This window comes from Nonomuraea sp. NPDC050783, assembly GCF_040802095.1.
GTDB lineage: Bacteria > Actinomycetota > Actinomycetes > Streptosporangiales > Streptosporangiaceae > Nonomuraea.
The window spans coordinates 520,155-538,444 of record NZ_JBFAHK010000001.1; the positions used below are offsets into that span (position 1 = coordinate 520,155).

An 18,290-nucleotide genomic window follows, 5' to 3' on the forward strand; every position below is an offset into this window, starting at 1 on the left:
GGAGATCCCATGACCGTATCGACCAAGCCCGCCACGCCGGCGGGCGCGCCCGCGGCGACGTGGGCCCGATGGATCAGGCCGGCGGCCTTCGCCGTCGGCGTGGCGGTGGCGCTGTCCGTCCTGCTCTGGGCCGCCCAGCGCACGATCATCTGGTGGATGGCCGACTGGAACGTCTACTACATGTCCAGCGAGGTCGTCCTGCGCGGCGGCGGTGACCTGTATGACGTCGTGGCGCCGCCGCTCGGCCCCGACCTGCAGTTCAACGCGCCCTTCAACTATCCGCCCTTCGCCGCGCTGCTGCTCACCCCGTTCAGCCTCCTCGGGGTGGACGCGCTGAGCCTGGTGTGGAACACGCTGAAGATGCTGGCGCTCGGCGGTGTGGTCTGGGTGTCGCTGGGCGCGGTCGCCGTGCCGCGCGGCCGGCGGCGGCTGGTGCTGACCGCCGTGGTGGTCACCCTGGTCCAGTTCCTCGACCCCGTGCTGCAGGACGTGCAGGTGGGCAACATCAACGTCTTCATCCTGCTGGCCTTCCTCGACCTGATGCGGCCGCAGGGGGCGAGGGGCAAGGGCGTCCTGGTCGGCCTGGCCGCCGGGGTGAAGATCACGCCGGGCATCTTCATCGTCTACCTGCTGCTCACCCGCCAGTTCAGGGCGGCCGCGACGGCGACGGTCACGTTCCTGGGCACGGTCGCGGTGGCGTTCGCGGTACTGCCCGCCGACTCCCTGCGCTACTGGAGCTCGGCCATGTGGGAGCCGGACCGGGTGTTCATCCCCGAGTTCACCTACAACCAGTCGTTGCGCGGGGTCGTGGTGCGCCTGCTCGGCAACGACGACAACAACCTGCTCTGGCTGGCCCTGGCCGCGGTCACCTTCGTGGCCGCGCTGGCCATCGGCGCCGGGCTGCACCGCAGGGGCATGAACTTCGAGGGCGTGCTCGTGGTGGCGATCGCGATGCTGCTGATCTCGCCGTTCTCGTGGATCGCCCACTGGGTGTGGATCGTCCCCGTGCTGGTGCTGCTGTGGACGATGGCCCGGCGGACGCGGTCCCGGTGGTTGTGGGCCCTGACGGTGTTCGTGCTGCTGGTCTTCCTGCTGCGGCCGTACATGTTCGCCTCGTTCAACCCGCTCCAGGGGTACGGGCTGAGCCCGGGGGCGCAACTGCTCGCCGCGACCTTCGTGATCACCGGCGTGCTGCTGGTGGCGCTGGCCGAGGTGTACCGGCGGCGCGGGCCCCTGCCCCGGCTGACCGCGCAGGGGCGGGACGCGGGCGGGCGTGATGACCTCCGTTGACGGGCTGCGCCCCGCGCCGGTCGCCCGCCGGAGCCAGGCCGCCGCCCTGCTGGGCGGCCTGGTACGGGCCTGCCGGCCGAAGCAGTGGGTCAAGAACGTGCTCGTGGTGGCCGCCCCGGGAGCCGCGGGGGTGCTGCTCACCCCGCGCGGCGGGCTGCTGACGGCCGTCGCGTTCGCCGCCCTCTGCCTGGCCGCGAGCGGTACGTACCTCATCAACGACGCGGCCGACGCCGAGGCGGACCGGGCCCATCCGGTCAAGCGCCTGCGGCCCGTCGCGGCGGGCCTGGTGCCCGTGCGGGCGGCGGCGGCGCTGGGCGTCCTGCTGGTCCTCGGTGGAATCGCCGCGGGGCTGCTCGCCGGGCCGGGGCCGGCGGCGGTGGTCGGCGGGTACGTCGCGCTGACCACGGCGTACACCTTCAGGCTCAAGCACCTGGCGGTGCTCGACCTGCTCGGGGTCGCCGCCGGTTTCGTCATCAGGGCGGTGGCCGGCGCGGTGGCGGTCGGCGTGCCCATCTCCATCTGGTTCTACGTGGTGGTCTCCCTGGGCTCGCTGTTCGTCGTGGCGGGCAAGCGCGCGGGCGAGCTGCGGCACGCCGGGACCGGGAGCCGGGCGACCCTGACGGCCTACTCGGCGGGCTACCTCGGGCACGTCCAGGCGATGTCGTCGGGGGCCATGATCGTCACCTACAGCCTGTGGGTGTTCCAGCTCCACGACGGCGTCGGGCTGGCCCTGCTCTCGCTCAGCATCGTGCCGTTCATCGCCGTCGTCCTGCGCTACGCGCTGCTCGTCGACAACGGCCACGGCGAGGCGCCGGAGGAGCTGCTCTTCCGCGACCGCCAGCTCCTCATCACCGGCCTCGTCCTGGTCGGGCTGCTCGTCGCCGGTACGTACGCGAACTGAAGGAAGGGCTCCGATGAACGACAGGACCCGCCGGGCGATGTGCGCCGGCGTCGTGCTGCTGACCGCGGGCGCGGTCGTCGCGCTGCTGTGGGCGCTGATCGGCCAGGTGCCGTGGTGGCTGGGCGACCTGAAGGTCTACGACTACGGCGGCGACCTGGCCAGGGCCGGGCGGCCGCTGTACGCCGCGCCGCTGGTGGCCGAGCAGGCGAGCGCCGACCAGCTGGAGATCGCCCTGTGGTTCACCTACCCGCCGTTCGCCGCGCTGCTCTTCGCGCCGCTCGCCCTGCTGCCCCTGCCGGTCTTCGGCGCGCTGTTGCAGGTGGCCACGGTGGCGAGCGTGCTGGCTCTGGTGTGGCTGGTCCACGGCGCCCTCGCCCCCGGACGGCGGCGGCTGCGGCTGCTGGTCGGGCTCGCCCCGCTGCTGATCTTCCTCAGCCCGGTCGCCGAGACGCTGATGCTCGGCCAGATCAGCGTCCTGCTGGTGCTGGCCGTCGCGGCCGACCTCATGCGGCCGCCGGACGCCAGGTGGCGCGGCGTCGGCGTCGGGCTGGCCGCGGGCATCAAGATCGTGCCCGCCGTCTTCATCGTGCACCTGTTCCTCACCGGGCAGCGCAGGGCCGCGCTCACCGCGACGGCCACCTTCGCCGGCACGGTGGCCGCCGGCTTCGCGGTGTTCGGCGCCGACTCCTGGGCCTACTGGACCCGGCTGCTGTGGGACGCCGGGCGCGTCGGCGAGATGCACGTCACGTTCAACCAGTCGGTGCACGGCGTCGTGGCGCGGCTGCTGCACGCGCCGCAGGCGGGCACGGCGGGCCTGGTCGTGGCCGCGCTCGCCCTGGCCGCCGGCCTGTGGACGGCGGTGCGGCTGCACCGGCGGGGCTTCGCCGCCGAGGCCCTGATGGCCGTCGGGATGACCGCCCCGCTGGTCACGCCGATCGGCTGGCACCACCACTGGTCGTGGATCGTGCCGGTGCTGGTGCTGCTGTGGACGCTCGCCCGCCGGGCCCGCTCGGCCCTCATGTGGGCGTTCACCGGCCTGATCACCCTGCTCTACACCGGCGGCCTGTTCTACCTGGCCAGCCCGTACCCGGTGATGTACCCGTCCACCGTGGCGGGGCACCTGCTGGCCGCGGTGTTCGCGATCGGCTGGCTCTGCCTGCTGGTGGCGGCCGGGGTGCGCTGCCGCCGCCGCGACCGGGGCGGCACTCCGGCGGCGGCCGAGCCGCCCGCCTACCGCCGCCGGCTGTCCCGGCTGGCGCAGGAGGTCGCCCGGTTCGGCGTGGTGGGGGCGGTGGCGTACGTCATCGACGTCGGCGGCTCCAACCTGCTGTGGATGGTGCTCGGCGAGGACCACGGCCACCTGACCGGCAAGGCGCTGGCGGCCGCCGCGGCCACCACGTTCGCCTACTTCGGCAACCGGCACTGGACGTTCCGCCACCGCGGGCGCGGCGGCCTGGCCCGCGAGTACGCCGTCTTCGCCGCGCTCAACCTCGTCGCGGCCGGCATCTCCCTGCTCTGCCTGGCCTTCACCGTCTACGTGCTGCACCTGGACAGCCTGCTGGCCAAGAACGTGGCCGCCAACGTCGTCGGCGTCGTCCTCGGCACGGTGTTCCGCTTCTGGTCCTACAAGAAATGGGTCTTCCTGCCGCGCCTGGCGGAGCTCGCGGAGGTCGAGCCCGCCCGCTGAGCCGCCGCCGCGGCTCCAGGCGGCCTTTAGGCGACCCCTACCGGGGGTTGCGACGATGCGAAGGCCCCGGCCCCAAGGAGGTTCGATGATGGCATCGACCCGGATCCGCACGGCGATCGTCGCCTCGATCGCCGGCGCGGCGCTGATCGGCACGGCCGGGTTCGTCCTGGCCAACGGCGGGGACGGCGGGGGCGGGCCGCGGGCCGCCGGCCCCGCGCCGGCGAGCGCGGCCAAGGGCCCCGCCCCCGCGGCGGCCCTGCGGGACATGGCGTTCTTCCACGGCGCCTGGACGTGCGAGGGCCGCAACTCCTCGCCGGAGGGCACGTCGTTCCCGGTGCGGGCGAGCGCCAGGGTCGAGCCCCGGCACGACGGGAGCTGGCTGGTGTTCGACCTGCGCGAGCTGCGTACCCCGCAGAACCCGCGACCGGCGTCGGGCACCTGGATGTGGGGGTTCGAGAGCTCCGACAACAGGTACAGCGGCTTCTTCTTCGACAGCATCGGCAACCGCACCGAGCAGTACGCGCCCGGCTGGCGCGACGGCGGCCTGCTGTTCGAGGGCCGCATCCTCGGCCCCGGGTTCGAGGCGCCCTACAAGGACGTCATCAGGAGGACGGGCGGCGCCTCCTTCAGCATCTCCGGCCAGGGCTACGTGGTCGGCAAATGGATCGTCTTCCAGCACCTCGACTGTCACCGGTGAGACGAAAGGGATGGGCACATGTGTGGAATAGCCGGCCTGGTGGACTTCGATCGCGACCTGACGCGGGAGCACGGGCTCGCCGAGACGATGACCGACGCCATCGCCTGCCGCGGCCCCGACGGCAGGGGCATCTGGGTCGGCAGGCACGCGCTGCTCGGCCACACCCGCAACGCGGTCATCGACATCCCGGGCGGCGGGCAGCCGATGGTGGCCGAGGAGGACGGCCGGCCCATCGCCGCGATCACCTACAACGGCGAGATCTACAACTACCGCGAGCTGAAGGCCGAGCTGGAGTCGCACGGCCACCGGTTCCGCTCCAACTGCGACACCGAGGTGGCGCTGCGGGCCTACCTGCAGTGGGGCACGCGGTGCGGCGAGCACCTGAACGGCATGTTCGCCTTCGGCGTGTGGGACCTGCGGCACGACCAGCTCGTCCTGGTCCGCGACCACCTCGGGATCAAGCCGCTGCACTACGCGCGCACCCCCGAGGGCATCGTGTTCGGCAGCGAGCCCAAGGCGATCTTCGCCTCCGGCCGGCTCGCCCCCGAGGTGGACCTCGACGGCATGCGCGAGCTGCTCGTCCAGGCCAAGACGCCCGGGGAGTCGGTCTACAAGGGCATGCGCGAGGTCGAGCCGGGCCACGTCCTGGTGCTGCGGGAGAGCGGCGCGCACCACGAGTGTTACTGGCGGCTGGAGTCGCGGCCGCACACCGACGGCCAGGCCGCCACCGTGGACACGGTACGCGGCCTGCTGGAGGAGTCGGTACGCGCCCAGCTCGTCTCCGACGTGCCGCTCGGCGTGCTGCTGTCCGGCGGGCTGGACTCCAGCGTCATCGCCGCCATCGCCGCCCGCGAGCTGCGCCGCCAGGGCGTGGACGCGATGCCCACCTACGCGCTGACCTTCGCCGGCTACACCGAGAACTTCGAGCCGGACGAGGTGCGCGACACCCCCGACGCGCCGTACGCCCGCGAGATGGCCGCCCACATCGGCGCCGCCCACAAGGAGATCCTGCTCACCCCCGAGCAGATGATGAGCCCCGAGGTGCGGCGGGCGACCCTGCACGCCCAGGACCTGCCCACCCCGATGGGCGACGGGGACGCCTCGATCTACCTGCTGGCCCGCCAGGTCCGCGACGAGACCGTGGTGGTCCTGTCGGGCGAGACCGCCGACGAGATCTTCGGCGGGTTCAACTGGGTGCACGCCCCCCAGCTCGTCTACGCCGAGACCTTCCCCTGGGTGGCGATCGGCCAGCTCGTGGACCCGACCTGGCCCGGCCTCGGCGCGGGGCTGCTGGAGCCCGGGCTGCTGGAGAAGCTCGACATCCCCGGCGTCACCGCGCAGCGCTACCAGGAGGCGCTGGCCGAGGTGCCCCGCCTGCCGGGCGAGGAGGGGCACGAGCGGCGCATGCGCGAGCTGCTGCACCTGCACATCACCCGCTGGCTGCCGGTCCTGTTCGACCGCACCGACCGGCTGGCGATGGCGGGCGCGCTGGAGATCCGGGTGCCGTTCTGCGACCACCGCCTGGTGGAGTACGTCTTCAACGTGCCGTGGGCGCTGAAGAGCTTCGACGGCAGGGAGAAGAGCCTGCTGCGGGCCGCCTCGCGCGACCTGCTGCCCGCCTCCGTCCTGGAGCGGCGCAAGAGCCCGTACCCGGTGACGCAGGACCCGGCGTACGCGCACGGGTTGTGCGCCGAGTTCGCCCGCTTCGCCGCGGACCCGGCGGCGCCCGCCGCCCCCTTCTACGACGCCGCCGCCGCGCGCGAGGTGCTGGACGACCCCGACGGGCTGGTCACCGGCATGGGCGCCTGGGTCCAGCGGGCCAACCTCGAAATGGTCCTGCAGTTCGACACCTGGCTGCGCGACTACGACGTCCGCCTGTCGCTCTAGCCCGCCCGTCGCCCCTAGGAGGCCGCGATGACCTACACCCCGCCCGCCGGCGCGGGCGAGCTCGTGGACGCGATCGCCCGCGACGGCGTCGAGTTCCTGCTCGTGATGTTCGTCAACCTGCACGGCAAGCCGTGCGCCAAGCTCGTGCCCGCGAGCACCGCCGCCCGGCTCGCCGCCGAGGGCATCGGCTTCGCCGGGCACGCCGCCGGCGGGCTGGGCCAGAGCCCGGCCGACCCGGACGTGGTGGCGATCCCCGACCCGCGCTCCTACATGCCGGCCCCCTGGCAGGACGGGCTGGCCGTCGTCCAGTGCGACCTGCACGTCGAGGGCGAGCCGTGGCCGTACGCGCCGCGGGTCGTGCTCAAGCGGCAGCTGGAGCGCCTGGCCGCCAGGGACATGGTGTTCAAGGCCGGGGCCGAGCCCGAGTACTTCCTGCTCGACCGGGACGCGGACGGCCGGCTCAAGGTCGCCGACGCCCTCGACGACGCCGCCTCGCCCTGCTACGACGCGCGCGCCGCGACCCGCAACCTCGACCACCTGGCCGCCGTGAGCCGGGCCATGAACCGGCTGGGCTGGGAGAACTACTCCAACGACCACGAGGACGCCAACGGCCAGTTCGAGCACAACTTCGGCTACGCCGACGCGCTGACCACCGCCGACCGGGTGATCTTCCTGCGGTACATGGTGCACACGCTGGCGCAGCGGGCCGGGAAGATCGCCACCTTCATGCCGAAGCCGTTCACCGGGCTGACCGGCAACGGCCTGCACATCCACTTCAGCCTGTGGAGCGGCGACGACCGCGAGCTGTTCGCCGCCGCCGACGACGCCCGCGGGCTCGGCCTGTCGGCGACCGGGTACGCGTTCCTGGCGGGCGTGCTCGACCACGCGCCCGGCCTGATGGCGCTGACCTGCCCGACCGTCAACTCCTACAAGCGGCTGGGCGCCGGCTCCGGCACCGCGTCCGGGTCGAGCTGGGCGCCGGGGTTCGCCACGTACGGCGGCAACAACCGCACCCAGATGTTGCGCGTGCCCGCCCCCGGCCGGGTCGAGGCCCGCTGCGTGGACGGGGCCGCCAACCCCTACCTGGCGCTGACCGGGCTGCTGGCCGCCGGGCTCGACGGCCTCGACCGCTCGCTCGACCCCGGCCCGCCGGACGGCCGGGACCTGGAGCGGGACGCGGCCCCCGGCAGGGCGCTGCCGGCGACGCTGCTGCACGCCGTGGACGAGCTGTCCGCCGACGCGGTGCTGCGGGCCGCGCTGGGCAAGGTGCCGGGCGGCGAGTACTGCGACTACTACGCCCGGGTCAAGCGGGAGGAGTTCGCCGCCTACCACTCCCAGGTCACCGACTGGGAGCTCCGCCACTACCTGCTGGCCTGCTGACATGGACGTCCTGATCGTGGGCGCGGGCCCGGCCGGGCTGGCGGCCGCCGCCGAGCTGGCCCGCCGCGGCGTCGCCTGCCGGGTCGTGGACCGGGCTCCGGGCCCCGCCCCCGGCACCGGCTGCCCGAACGTCTGGCCGCGCACGCTGGAGGCCCTCGACGCGCTCGGCCTGCCGATGCGGCGCTACCGGGCGGCCGGCGTGGACTTCACCACGAAGGTCTGGCAGCCGTTCGGCGGCGATCCGATCACCATCGACCTGCGCGAGGAGCACGGCCCGTGGCCGGTGCCGCTGCTGGTGCCGCAGGAGGTCACGGTGGCGCTGCTGGTCGAGCGGCTGCGCGCGCTCGGCGTCGAGGTGGAATGGGGAACGGAGCTGCTGCGCCTCGACCAGGACGACGCGGGGGTGACCGCGGAGCTGTCCGGCACGGGCGAAGGACGGCCGGAGCATGCGCGGCCGGAGCGGACCCGGGCGGAGCATGCGCGGCCGGAGCGGACCCGGCCGGAGCGGACCCGGACGGAGCGCGCGCGGGCCGGCTGGCTGGTCGCCGCGGACGGCGCGGACAGCACGGCCCGCGCCGCGCTCGGCCTCGACCGCGAGGTCACCGCCTACCCGGGCGTGACCTGGCTGCAGCTCGACGTGACCGTGAGCACCCCGCACCCGCTGGACCCGCACACCGAGTACATCTTCCACGGCCCGCGCACCCACGCCGGGCTGGTGCCGCTGCCGGGCGGCCGGCACCGGCTGTTCATGAGCAGGCCGGACGAGCTGGGCGGCCTGGGCGACGTCCGCGAGGTGGAGGCCGTCCTGCGGGACCTCGCGGGGACGGACCTCACGCTGTCCGCCCCCGCCTGGCCCTGGCGGGTACGCCCGGCGGGCGCCCTGGCCGGAGCCTTCCGCGCCGGGCGCTGCCTGCTGCTGGGCGAGGCGGCCCGCACGTTCCCGCTGCCCGTGCAGTCGATGAACACCGGCATCCAGGACGCGGCCAACCTGGCGTGGAAGCTGGCGTCGGTCGTGGCGGGCACGGCTTCGCCGCGGCTGCTGGACACGTACGGGACCGAGCGGCGGGCCGTGGCCCGCGAGCAGCTCCACAGGACCGGCTGGCTGCTGACCGGCAGCCTCGACCCCGACGCCGAGGCGCTGTTTCGCGAGGGGCACCGGCGGCGGGGCGGCCGGCCGCTGGTGCGTACGGAGCCGCCCGTCGACTACGCCGAGGGGGCGCTGAGCGGCCCGTCCGTGCCGGGGGTGAGCCCGGCGGCCGGGGAACGCGCGCCCGACGCCCCGGTGGCGACCGGCGACGGCGGCACGACCCGGCTGTTCCGGCTGCTGAGCGGCCCCGAGTGGACGCTGCTCGTGCTCGCAGGGCCGGGCCTGGACCCGGACGTCGCCGGCCGGCTGCGCGGCTACGCCCGCTCGGGCCTGGCCGTCCGGCTGGTCACCAGGTCCGCGGGCGGCGGGGACGCGCTGCACGACGTCAGCGGCCGGCTGCACGAGGCGTACGGCGCGCGGGACCGGCCGCTGGCCTGCCTGGTGCGCCCGGACGGCTACCTCGCGGCCCACAGCACGCTCGACAGGGTGGGCGTGCTCGACGCGCACCTGCGCACCGTACTGCGCTGACACCTCCGAGGGAGACGAGACCATGCACGACGAGCACGTTCCAGTCCTGATCTCGGGCGGCAGCCTGGTGGGGCTGTCGGCGGCGGTGTTCCTCGCCTGGCACGGCGTCCGGCCGCTGCTGGTGGAGCGGCACCCCGACACCTCGATCTACGCCCGCGCCTGGGGCGTGAACCCCCGCACGATGGAGCTCTACAGGTCCGTGGGCCTGGAGCCGGCGATCCGCCGGGCGCAGCGCCGCCTGGAGGGCAAGGACCGGGCCAGCGGCATCCTGCGGGCCGAGAGCCTGGCGGGCGAGGAGCACGAGTGGTTCGAGGTGCCCTACCTGCACGGCGTGTTCGAGGACTCCAGCCCGGTGAGCCCCACCGGCTGGGCCCCGTGCCCGCAGGACAGGCTGGAGCCGCTGCTGCGCGCCAGGGCGGTGGAGCTCGGCGCCGACGTGCGCTTCGGCGTGCGGCTGGCGGAGTTCGAGCAGGACGGCGAGGGCGTCACGGCGGTGCTGGAGGACCGGAGCACCGGCGGGCGCCGGACCGTGCGCGCCGGCTACCTCCTCGCCTGCGACGGCAACGCCAGCCCGGTGCGCCGGCGGCTCGGCATCCCCACCGACGGGCTCGGCACGATGGTGCACAACATGGCGATCCTGTTCGAGGCCGACCTCACCGAGGCGGTGCGCGGGCGGGCGTTCATGCACTGCCAGGTCATGAACGAGGACGTCATGGGCGTGCTCGGCACCGACGGCGAGCGCTGGCAGCTCGACGCCATGTACTTCCCCGGCGCCGGCGCCGAGGAGGAGTTCGGCGAGGAGCGCTGCGTGCGGCTCGTCCGGGCCGCGACCGGCCTGCCCGAGCTGGAGGTACGCATCCTCGGCCGGCTGCCGTGGGAGCTGGCCGCGCGGGTGGCGGCCCGCGTCCGGGCCGGGCGGGTGTTCCTCGCCGGCGACGCGGCGCGCGTGCATCCGCCCACGGGCGGGTTCGGCGCCAACACCGGGGTCCAGGACGCGCACAACCTGGCCTGGAAGCTGGCGTACGTGCTGTCGGGCAGGGCAGGCGCGGCCCTGCTCGACACCTACGAGGACGAGCGGCTGCCGGTGGGCCGCTTCACCGTGGACCAGGCCGTGGCGCGCTCGCTCGACCGGTTCAAGAACCCCGCCGTCGGCGACGTGGCGGCCGTGCCGATCGTGGACGACCTGACGGTGATGATGGGCTACCGGTACCGCTCGTCCGCGACGGTCCCGGAAGCGGGCGACCCGGCCGGCCCCGCCCCCGGCCCCGGCGCCCCCGGCCCCGGCGACCACGATCCCTCCGACTACGACCCCGCCGACTACGACGACGTGAACGCCCCCTCGGGCCGCCCGGGGACCAGGGCGCCGCACGTGCCGCTCGACACCGGCGGCTCCACGATCGACCTGCTGGGCAGGGACTTCACGCTGCTGGCCGGCGCGGACGGGGCCGGCTGGGCGCGGGCCGCCGCCGGCGCCGCCCGCGCCCGAGGCGTCCCCCTCGACGCGCACCTCATCGCCGACGAGCCCTGGGCCAAGGCGTACGGGGTCGGCAGCGGGGGCGCCGTGCTCGTGCGGCCGGACGGGTTCATCGCCTGGCGCGCCGGGGGCGGCCCCGCGCCCGGGACCGACCGGCAGGACACCCTCGGCCGGGTGCTGGACCGCGTACTCAGCCGTACTCAGGAGGAGGCGAGATGAGGATTCTCTTCACGACGTCACCGGGGCTCGGGCACTCGCTGAGCCTGGTGCCGCTGATCTGGGCCGCGCGCGCCGCGGGCCACGAGGTCCTGGTGGGCACCAGCGGGCACTCGCTGCACGCGATGGGCAAGGCCGGGCTGCCCGCCGTGGACGGCTACCCCGAGGGCGACATCATGGCCGCCTTCGGGGAGCACGAGCGGCGGGCCGCCGAGTCGGGGTTCGAGCTGACCGGCTTCCTCGGCGGGCTGTTCGGCGACTTCACCGACCGGGTGGTGGACCGGCTGGCGGCCGTGGCGGACGGGTGGCGACCCGACCTGGTGGTGCACTCGTCCCTGGAGTACGCGGGCCCGATCATCGCGGCGGCCCGCGGCGTGCCCGCCGTCTGCTACCACCTGGGGCTGCCCGTCCCCGAGGAGATCCGGGACGCCGTGCGCGCGGCCGTCGCGCCCGCGGCCGGGCGCAACGGGGCCGGCACGTGGCCGGTCGAGCCCGCCCTCGTGCTCGACCCGATGCCGGCGAGCCTGCTCGACCCCGGTGTCCGGCTCGACCGGCCCGTCCGGTTCGTGCCGTACAGCGGGGGTGACGCGGCCCGTCCCGCGTGGATGGTCGCCCGGCCCGGGCGCCCGCGCGTCTGCGTGACGCTGGGCACCGAGATTCCGCGCTGGGCGGGGATCGCGGTGCTGGAGGACTTCGTCACCGCGGCGGGGAAGCTGGAGGTCGAGCTGGTCCTGGCGCTCGGCGGCGCGGACCCCGCCGACCTGCCCGAGCTGCCCGACAACGTGCGTGCCGCCACCTGGCTGCCGATCGCCGACGTGATCGCGACCTGCTCGGGCATCGTCCACCACGGGGGCGCGGCGACGATGCTGACCGCCTGCGCGGCCGGGGTGCCGCAGCTCGTGCTGCCGCACGGCGGCGACCAGTACATGCACGCGCCGCTGCTGGCGCGCCGGGGGCTGGCCGCGGTGCTCGAACCGCACGAGGTGTCGGCCGACACGGCCCGCGAGGCGCTGGAGCGGCTGACCGGCGACGACCGGATGAGGCTGGCGGCGGCCGAGGTGCGAGCCGAGATCGGCGCGCTGCCCTCGCCGGCGGAGACCGTCCCGCTGCTGGAACGGCTCGCCTGAGCGGTCCCGCTCCTCGGCGGGCCTGCGGGGCGGGCCTGCGGGGCGGGCCCCGCTCAGTGGGCGCAGCCGGCGTACTCGTCGAGCCGGCGCACCATCGCCGCCAGCATGAGCGGGAACATGGCCACGTGCGCGGCCGTCATCAGGCCGTGCGCGTCGATCCAGCCGAGCCACAACATCGGGAAGAGCGGCACGACCGGGACGAACATCGCGGCGCACATCTCCAGCGTGGCCGCCCAGCCGTGCCCTCTGAACCGCATCCACGCGGCCATCCCGATCGACATGTTCACCGCCATCACCAGGTAGCCCAGCTCGGGATGGGTCTCGTGGGAGACGCCGAGGCCGAGGACGTCGAGGAGCGCGCCGAGCGCGAACATCCCCGCGAACATCGCGATGATCATCTCCACGTAGTGGAGGGCGAACCTGCCCCAGCGGCGGCGGCCGGTCCCCTTGCCCGTCGTGCTCGCGGTGCTCGTGGTGCTCGTCGTGGTGCTTGTCGTCGTGCTTGTCGTCGTCATGTCCACGACTGTCCCGGGGCGGGCGGGGGCGGGCCAAGGCAGGCGGCCGGACAGGTCCGAAAACTTGGGTTCCAGGTCCTTCGGCCCTACAGTCGGGGGCATGGAGACCAGGCGGACGGTCGTGGTGGCGTACGAGGCGGCCTCGCTGCTCGACATCGCCTGCGTCACCTCCACCCTGGAGGAGGCCAACTGGCACGGCGCGGCCCCCTGCTACGAGGTGCGCGTCGCCACCCCCGGCGGCCGGCCGGTCACCTGCGGCACCGGGCTGACCGTCCAGGCGCAGCTCGCGCTGGAACGGATCACCGGGCCGCTCGACACGCTCGTCGTCTCCGGCGGCATCGGCCACGACGACGCGGCGGCCAACCCGTTCGTCGTGGCCCACGTCCGCAGGCTGGCCAGGGAGAGCCGGCGGGTCGCGTCCGTGTGCACCGGGGCGTTCGTGCTGGCGGCGGCCGGGCTGCTCGACGGGCGGCGCGCCACCACCCACTGGCAGCTCGCCCGCGAGCTGGCCGAGCGCCACCCCCGGGTCGCCGTCGATCCCGACCCGATCTTCCTGCGGGACGGCGACGTCGCCACCTCCGCGGGCGTCACCGCCGCCCTCGACCTCACGCTGGCCTTCGTCGAGGAGGACAACGGCGCCGAGCTGGCCCGCACCGTCGCCCGTAACCTCGTCACCTACCTCCAGCGGCCCGGCAACCAGGCGCAGATGAGCATGTTCGTGGCCCCGCCACCGCCCGCCGACAGCCTGGTCAGGCGGACCGTCGACTTCATCGGCGGGCACCTCGCCGACGACCTGTCCACCGCCGCCCTGGCCGCCGCGGCCGGGGTCAGCGAGCGGCACCTCACCCGGCTGTTCCTGCGCCACCTGGGGCTGACGCCCGGCCGGTACGTCCGCCAGGCCCGCGCCGAGGCCGCCGCTCACCTGCTGGCCTCCACGTCGCTGCCGATGTCCGCGGTCGCGGCGCGCTGCGGCTTCGGGACGGCCGAGACGCTGCGGCAGGCGTTCCTCGACCGGTACGGGGTCTCGCCCTCCCGCTACCGCCTGACGCAGAGCTCGGCCACCGGGTGATCCGCGGATCTGGCTGATCCGGCACCGGCGAACGGCGACCGGGTGATCGGCGGGTACGCGCTGCGGCGCCTGCTCGGCCGGGGCGCCCGGCAGCACGGCGAGGCCCGCGTCGAGATCACCGACCTCCGGCGCCAGGGCAGGACGGCCGGCCTCACCCGGACGGTCACCGCCCTCGACGGCAAGGTCAACCTGCACAACGGCCCGGGCAACGGCACCGGCCAGGACGCCGCGTGCGTGTGCTCCGGCACCCAGGGCCAGTTCCTGGAGAAGGGCGAGGCGTCCACCCTGTACGCGGTCTTCGCCGCCCCGCCCGCCGGCGTCACGAAGGTCGACGTCGAGATGCCGACGTTCGGCATGATCACCGACGTTCCGCTCTCTTAGCGCGGCCCTGCCCATCCTGCTGTCACCGACCCAAGCTGCCCAATGTGGTCCAGGGCGGGCCGGTCGGGAAGAACCGCGCCAAGAACCGCCGGGTGGAGATCGTCTTCACCGCCGGGCGGTAGGCCCGGGCCCGCTCACTCGCCGGGGAGCTGCCCCAACGTCACGTCGATCGTCGTCCTGGAGCCGCCGGCGCGGATCAGGCCCACCTTCACCCGCGTGCCGGGCTGCAGGGCGGCGATCGTCTCGGTCAGGTCGGCGATGGTGGGCGTCGGCTTGTCGTTGACGGAGACGATCACGTCCCCGGCCCGGATGCCCGCCTTGGCCGCGCCGCCGCCCTGCTCCACCCGGGCCACCCCGACGCCGCTGGGCTCGCCGTCCGAGCCGACGACCGTGCTGCCGCGGATGCCGAGCGCGGCCCGGCGGCTGTTGGTGACCTTGCCGTCCTTGATGATCTGGTTGGCGATGTCCACGGCGGTGTTGCCGGGGATGGCGAAGCCGATGCCGGGGGCGGCGCCGCCGCCGAGGTCGGGGTTGGTGGCCGCGAGCGTGGGGATGCCGATGACGTGGCCGGACAGGTTCACCAGCGCGCCGCCGCTGTTGCCGGGGTTGATCGCGGCCGAGGTCTGGACGGCGTTGGCGATGGTGGCGCCGGGGGAGCCGCTCTCCTGCGGCTCGCTGATCGTCCGCCCGACCGCCGAGACGATGCCCTCGGTCACGCTGCCCGACAGGCCGAGCGGGTTGCCCATGGCGAGCACGATCTGCCCGACCCGCACCTTCGAGGAGTCCCCGAACGTGGCCGGCCGCAGCCCGCTCGGGTCGTCCACCTTGATCACGGCCAGGTCGCCGGCGGGGAAGGAGCGCACCAGCCGCGCGGAGCGCTCCGCGCCGCCGGTGGCGAACGCCACCGTCATCTGGGTGGCCTCGCCGACCACGTGGGCGTTGGTGACGATGTGGCCGGCGTTGTCGAAGACGATGCCGGAGCCGAGGCCCACCTTCGTGTTGATCTGCACGATGGACGGCAGGACGTTCGAGATGACCTGCTCGTACGCCGACTCCAGGGCCTGCGCGGGACCGCTCGGCGCGACGGGGGTGACCGGAGTCGCACCCGTGGCCGCACCCGTGGTCGCGGTCGGGGGCGTCGCCGCCGGCGCGCCGGTCGGGGACTGCGCGCCGACGGAGGCGAAGGGCCCGCAGCCCGTGAGCAGCAGCACGGCGGCGAGCCCCGTGGCGATCTTCCTCATGGGCTGCCTCATGGCAGAGGTGTGCCCGCCTCAACGCGAAAGATACGCCTCCCGAACATTTCGCCTGCTGAGCTTGCCCGTGGGGGTACGCGGCAGCGACTCGCGGTACTCGATCAGCCGGGGGTGCTTCATCCTGGCCAGCCGGGGCGCGCAGTGCCGCAGCAGCTCGGCGGTCAGCTCCTCGCCGCCCGCCACCCCGGGCACCGGCTGGACGAGCGCCACGACCTTGTGCCCCCACTCCGGGTCCGGGACGCCGATCACGGCCACGTCCGCCACCGCCGGGTGCTCCATCAGCACCGCCTCGACCTCGGCCGGGTAGATGTTCACGCCGCCGGAGATGATCAGGTCGGTGCGGCGGTCGAGCAGGAACAGGTAGCCGTCCTCGTCGAGGTAGCCGATGTCGCCGGGCGTGTAGTCGCGCCCGCGCATGGCGGCGGCCGTCTTGTCCGGGTCGCCGTGGTACTCGAAGCGGTTGATGCCGCCGATGTAGACGAGGCCGGGCTCGCCGGGCGGCAGCTCCCGGCCGTCCTCGTCGACGATGATGAACCTCATGCCGTCCAGCGCCCTGCCGACTGTCCCCGGCCGGGCCAGCCACTCCTCGGACGAGACCATCGTGGCCACGGCCGCCTCGGTCGAGCCGTAGTACTCCCACAACACCGGCCCGAGCCAGTCGATCATCGCCTGCTTGGTGGCGGGCGGGCAGAAGGCGGCGCCGTGGTAGAGGTGGGTGAGGGACGACAGGTCGTACGACGTCCGGTCCGGCACCGCCAGGAGCCTGTGGAACATCGTGGGCACCATGAACGCGTTCGTCACCCGGTACCGCTCGATCAGCCGCAGCGTCTCGGCCGCGTCGAACCGCTCGGGCGCCACGATGGCGTGCCCGAACTGCAGCGCCATCATCGCCTGCCCGTAGGGGGCCGAGTGGTAGAGCTGCGAGCACACCAGGTGGACGCCGTTCATGGGCAGCCCGAAGTGCCGCCAGCTCTTGCGCATGAGGATCGGGTACAGCTCCTCGGGCGTCAGCTCCAGCAGCCGCCGCCGCACGCCCTTGGGGTGGCCGGTGGTGCCGGAGGTGTAGAGCATCATCGAGCCGGCCCAGCGCTCGGCGGGTGCCGTGTCCGGCTGCCCGGCGGCGAGTTCGGCGACGGTGAGCGAGCCGGGGCCGACCACGACCTTCGCGCCGCAGTCGGCGATGATGTAGTCGATCTCCTCGGGTGTGTAGTGCCAGTTGACAGGGACCAGGTAGGCGCCTGTCTGGTAGGTCGCCAGCATCATGGTGAGCGCGTCCGGGCCGTTCTTCAGCACGGTCACCACGCAGTCGCCCCGGCGCACGCCGCGGGAGGCCAGGCCGTTGGACACCTGGTTCACCCGCGACAACAACGCGCCGTAGGTCATGCTCTCCGCGCCGAGGAGGGCGGGGCGTTCCGGGTCGTCGGTGGCGATCTCGTAGAAACCCCTCATGACGCCAGACCTTACAGAATTAGATTCTGCTGCGGCTATAGAGGAAATAACCGATCCTGTCGTGACGTAATCTCAAGGTCATGGCGGACGTCGGCGACCAGAGCCCTACCTCGGACTCACCCACCACCCCGTTCCGCAAGATCGTTCTGCCTCCGGCCGAGGAGACCACGCGGATCCAGCGGCCCCCCGCCCAGGATCGCCCCACCCCGAGCCCGGCCCCGCCGCGCCGGCAGCCGCCGTACGCGCCCCTCCCGCCGGCGCCGCAGCGGCAGCCCGCCCAGGAGCCCGCGCAGAAGCCCGCGCAGGAGGCCGCCCAGGAGGCCGCCCAGGAGGCCGCGCAGGAGACTGTGCAGGAGCCCGCGCCGGAGGCCACGCAGCCCGCATCGGAGGTCGCGCCGGAGATCGCCCAACCCGCGCCGGAGCCCGTCCAGCCTGCGCCGGAGCCCGTCCAACCCGCGCCGGAGCCCGTGCGGAAGAGTGTGGTCTCGGCGTTGCCGCCGTTGCCGCCGACGCCGCCGCGGCGCGGTATCGGTGACATCCCGATCAGGGTCGTCTACCTGATCGGCGCGATCATCGCCACCGTGGTCGCGGTCGTGCTGGTCTTCACGCTCTTCTCCGGCGACGTGCCGGCCAACCGGCAGCAGGGGCAGGGGCAGGGCCAAGGCCAGGGAGAGAGCGTCGTCCCGGTCGCGCCGGTGCCGTCCGGGGCGGGCGGTCCCTCCGGGCAGGCCGCGCGGTCCGCGGCCGGTCCGACGGCCTCGGCGTCGCCCTCCGCCCCCGCGTCGGCGAGCCCGGTCGCGCTGCCCCCGGTGCCGGCGAGCAAGGCGCTCACGCCGCTGCCCGGCACCGCCTCGGTGGTCATCGGTACGATCGCCGACCGGGCGACGGGGATCTCCTATCCGCGCCTGGCCGTCCCGTGGCGGGCCAGGTCGTACGCGCCGTACTCGATCGCGCAGCGCATCGGCAGGATCCAGAAGCCGTACACGCTGATCGCCTCGGGGATGTACCCGGGCGCGACCCCGGCGAGGAAGCCCGCCACGAACGCCGACTACCGCGCGCTGGCCGCCGAGGTCGTCCGCTGGACGATCCGCACCCAGTACCCCGGGGGCGCTACGGTCCAGTGGACCGCCTCCCAGAAGCTCGCGACCGGCGGCAAGGGCTGGACGCTCGGCTACCGGGTCACCTACCTCGACGGCGGCGGGAAGCACGTCGCCCAGGCCCTGGTGACGCTGGTCGACGTCGGCAAGGCCGAGCCCGGCATGCTCCTGGCCTCGATCCCCGACGGGCACAAGGCGCGCTGGCCGGATCTGGTCACGCTGGCCCAGCAGGTTCGCCCGTTGTAAGGCGTT

General features: G+C 74.2%; 15 protein-coding genes. 12 read left to right on the top strand and 3 right to left on the bottom strand.

All coding sequences use genetic code 11. The features are described from left to right. Positions 1-9: 9 nt before the first annotated feature. From AB0H75_RS02450 to AB0H75_RS02490, 9 genes are all read left to right on the top strand, one after another. On the top strand, positions 10-1,290 hold the full coding sequence (locus AB0H75_RS02450) for a glycosyltransferase 87 family protein (protein ID WP_367788506.1): 1,281 nt from the start codon (positions 10-12) through the stop codon (positions 1,288-1,290). Then, the gene (locus tag AB0H75_RS02455; RefSeq protein WP_367788508.1) at positions 1,277-2,191 is read left to right on the top strand and encodes a decaprenyl-phosphate phosphoribosyltransferase; all 915 of its coding nucleotides are present in this window, start codon (positions 1,277-1,279) and stop codon (positions 2,189-2,191) included. Before AB0H75_RS02450 ends, AB0H75_RS02455 begins: the two co-directional genes overlap by 14 nt. Positions 2,192-2,204: 13 nt before the next feature. Then, a complete protein-coding gene (locus AB0H75_RS02460; RefSeq protein ID WP_367788510.1) occupies positions 2,205-3,878 on the top strand; it encodes a glycosyltransferase 87 family protein in 1,674 nt (557 codons plus the stop codon). An 85-nt stretch (positions 3,879-3,963) separates the two neighbouring features. Next, positions 3,964-4,575, top strand: a complete 612-nt coding sequence (locus tag AB0H75_RS02465; RefSeq protein ID WP_367788512.1) for a hypothetical protein — start codon at positions 3,964-3,966, stop codon at positions 4,573-4,575. An 18-nt stretch (positions 4,576-4,593) separates the two neighbouring features. Continuing rightward, positions 4,594-6,462, top strand: a complete 1,869-nt coding sequence (gene asnB / locus AB0H75_RS02470; RefSeq protein ID WP_367788514.1) for an asparagine synthase (glutamine-hydrolyzing) — start codon at positions 4,594-4,596, stop codon at positions 6,460-6,462. 27 nt (positions 6,463-6,489) lie between these two features. After that, entirely contained in the window at positions 6,490-7,842 is a 1,353-nt protein-coding gene (glnT, locus tag AB0H75_RS02475; protein ID WP_367788516.1) for a type III glutamate--ammonia ligase, read from the top strand. Position 7,843: 1 nt separating this feature from the next. Beyond that, positions 7,844-9,457, top strand: a complete 1,614-nt coding sequence (locus tag AB0H75_RS02480; RefSeq protein ID WP_367788518.1) for an FAD-dependent monooxygenase — start codon at positions 7,844-7,846, stop codon at positions 9,455-9,457. A 22-nt stretch (positions 9,458-9,479) separates the two neighbouring features. Continuing rightward, positions 9,480-11,150: an FAD-dependent monooxygenase gene (locus AB0H75_RS02485; protein ID WP_367788520.1), complete on the top strand. Its 1,671-nt coding sequence runs from the start codon at positions 9,480-9,482 to the stop codon at positions 11,148-11,150. Further along, positions 11,147-12,274 (top strand): glycosyltransferase, encoded by a 1,128-nt coding sequence (locus tag AB0H75_RS02490; protein WP_367788522.1) that lies wholly within the window; start codon positions 11,147-11,149, stop codon positions 12,272-12,274. The genes AB0H75_RS02485 and AB0H75_RS02490 overlap by 4 nt, the downstream gene beginning before the upstream one ends. A 53-nt stretch (positions 12,275-12,327) precedes the next feature. On the opposite strand, the gene AB0H75_RS02495 is transcribed toward AB0H75_RS02490, so the two are convergent. After that, the gene (locus AB0H75_RS02495; protein ID WP_367788524.1) at positions 12,328-12,789 is read right to left on the bottom strand and encodes a hypothetical protein; all 462 of its coding nucleotides are present in this window, start codon (positions 12,787-12,789) and stop codon (positions 12,328-12,330) included. Between the two features lie 100 nt (positions 12,790-12,889). On the opposite strand from AB0H75_RS02495, the gene AB0H75_RS02500 reads away from it, so the two are divergent. Together AB0H75_RS02500 and AB0H75_RS02505 are read left to right on the top strand one after the other, a co-directional pair. Continuing rightward, positions 12,890-13,858, top strand: a complete 969-nt coding sequence (locus AB0H75_RS02500) for a GlxA family transcriptional regulator (RefSeq protein ID WP_367788526.1) — start codon at positions 12,890-12,892, stop codon at positions 13,856-13,858. A gap of 42 nt (positions 13,859-13,900) precedes the next feature. Continuing rightward, positions 13,901-14,239: a hypothetical protein gene (locus AB0H75_RS02505; RefSeq protein ID WP_367788528.1), complete on the top strand. Its 339-nt coding sequence runs from the start codon at positions 13,901-13,903 to the stop codon at positions 14,237-14,239. A 134-nt stretch (positions 14,240-14,373) separates the two neighbouring features. Here the strand turns inward: AB0H75_RS02505 and AB0H75_RS02510 are convergent, their stop codons facing one another. Then, positions 14,374-15,492: a S1C family serine protease gene (locus AB0H75_RS02510; RefSeq protein ID WP_367788530.1), complete on the bottom strand. Its 1,119-nt coding sequence runs from the start codon at positions 15,490-15,492 to the stop codon at positions 14,374-14,376. 18 nt (positions 15,493-15,510) lie between these two features. Next, positions 15,511-16,941 carry an AMP-binding protein gene (locus AB0H75_RS02515; RefSeq protein ID WP_367788532.1) on the bottom strand — a complete coding sequence of 477 codons (1,431 nt, stop codon included), beginning with the start codon at positions 16,939-16,941 and terminating at the stop codon, positions 15,511-15,513. An 80-nt stretch (positions 16,942-17,021) separates the two neighbouring features. Between AB0H75_RS02515 and AB0H75_RS02520 the strand changes: the two genes are divergently transcribed. Then, on the top strand, positions 17,022-18,284 hold the full coding sequence (locus AB0H75_RS02520; RefSeq protein ID WP_367788534.1) for a hypothetical protein: 1,263 nt from the start codon (positions 17,022-17,024) through the stop codon (positions 18,282-18,284). The last annotated feature ends 6 nt before the right edge of the window (positions 18,285-18,290 follow it).

Bases quoted from the DNA above. Each gene is read 5' to 3' on its own strand.
- asnB (WP_367788514.1), top strand. From the start codon at position 4,594: ATGTGTGGAATAGCCGGCCTGGTGGACTTCGATCGCGACCTGACGCGG.
- AB0H75_RS02510 (WP_367788530.1), bottom strand. From the start codon at position 15,492: ATGAGGCAGCCCATGAGGAAGATCGCCACGGGGCTCGCCGCCGTGCTG.
- AB0H75_RS02460 (WP_367788510.1), top strand. From the start codon at position 2,205: ATGAACGACAGGACCCGCCGGGCGATGTGCGCCGGCGTCGTGCTGCTG.
- AB0H75_RS02495 (WP_367788524.1), bottom strand. From the start codon at position 12,789: ATGACGACGACAAGCACGACGACAAGCACCACGACGAGCACCACGAGC.
- AB0H75_RS02450 (WP_367788506.1), top strand. From the start codon at position 10: ATGACCGTATCGACCAAGCCCGCCACGCCGGCGGGCGCGCCCGCGGCG.
- AB0H75_RS02455 (WP_367788508.1), top strand. From the start codon at position 1,277: ATGACCTCCGTTGACGGGCTGCGCCCCGCGCCGGTCGCCCGCCGGAGC.
- AB0H75_RS02500 (WP_367788526.1), top strand. From the start codon at position 12,890: ATGGAGACCAGGCGGACGGTCGTGGTGGCGTACGAGGCGGCCTCGCTG.
- AB0H75_RS02515 (WP_367788532.1), bottom strand. From the start codon at position 16,941: ATGAGGGGTTTCTACGAGATCGCCACCGACGACCCGGAACGCCCCGCC.
- AB0H75_RS02480 (WP_367788518.1), top strand. From the start codon at position 7,844: ATGGACGTCCTGATCGTGGGCGCGGGCCCGGCCGGGCTGGCGGCCGCC.
- AB0H75_RS02465 (WP_367788512.1), top strand. From the start codon at position 3,964: ATGATGGCATCGACCCGGATCCGCACGGCGATCGTCGCCTCGATCGCC.
- AB0H75_RS02490 (WP_367788522.1), top strand. From the start codon at position 11,147: ATGAGGATTCTCTTCACGACGTCACCGGGGCTCGGGCACTCGCTGAGC.
- AB0H75_RS02520 (WP_367788534.1), top strand. From the start codon at position 17,022: ATGGCGGACGTCGGCGACCAGAGCCCTACCTCGGACTCACCCACCACC.
- glnT (WP_367788516.1), top strand. From the start codon at position 6,490: ATGACCTACACCCCGCCCGCCGGCGCGGGCGAGCTCGTGGACGCGATC.
- AB0H75_RS02485 (WP_367788520.1), top strand. From the start codon at position 9,480: ATGCACGACGAGCACGTTCCAGTCCTGATCTCGGGCGGCAGCCTGGTG.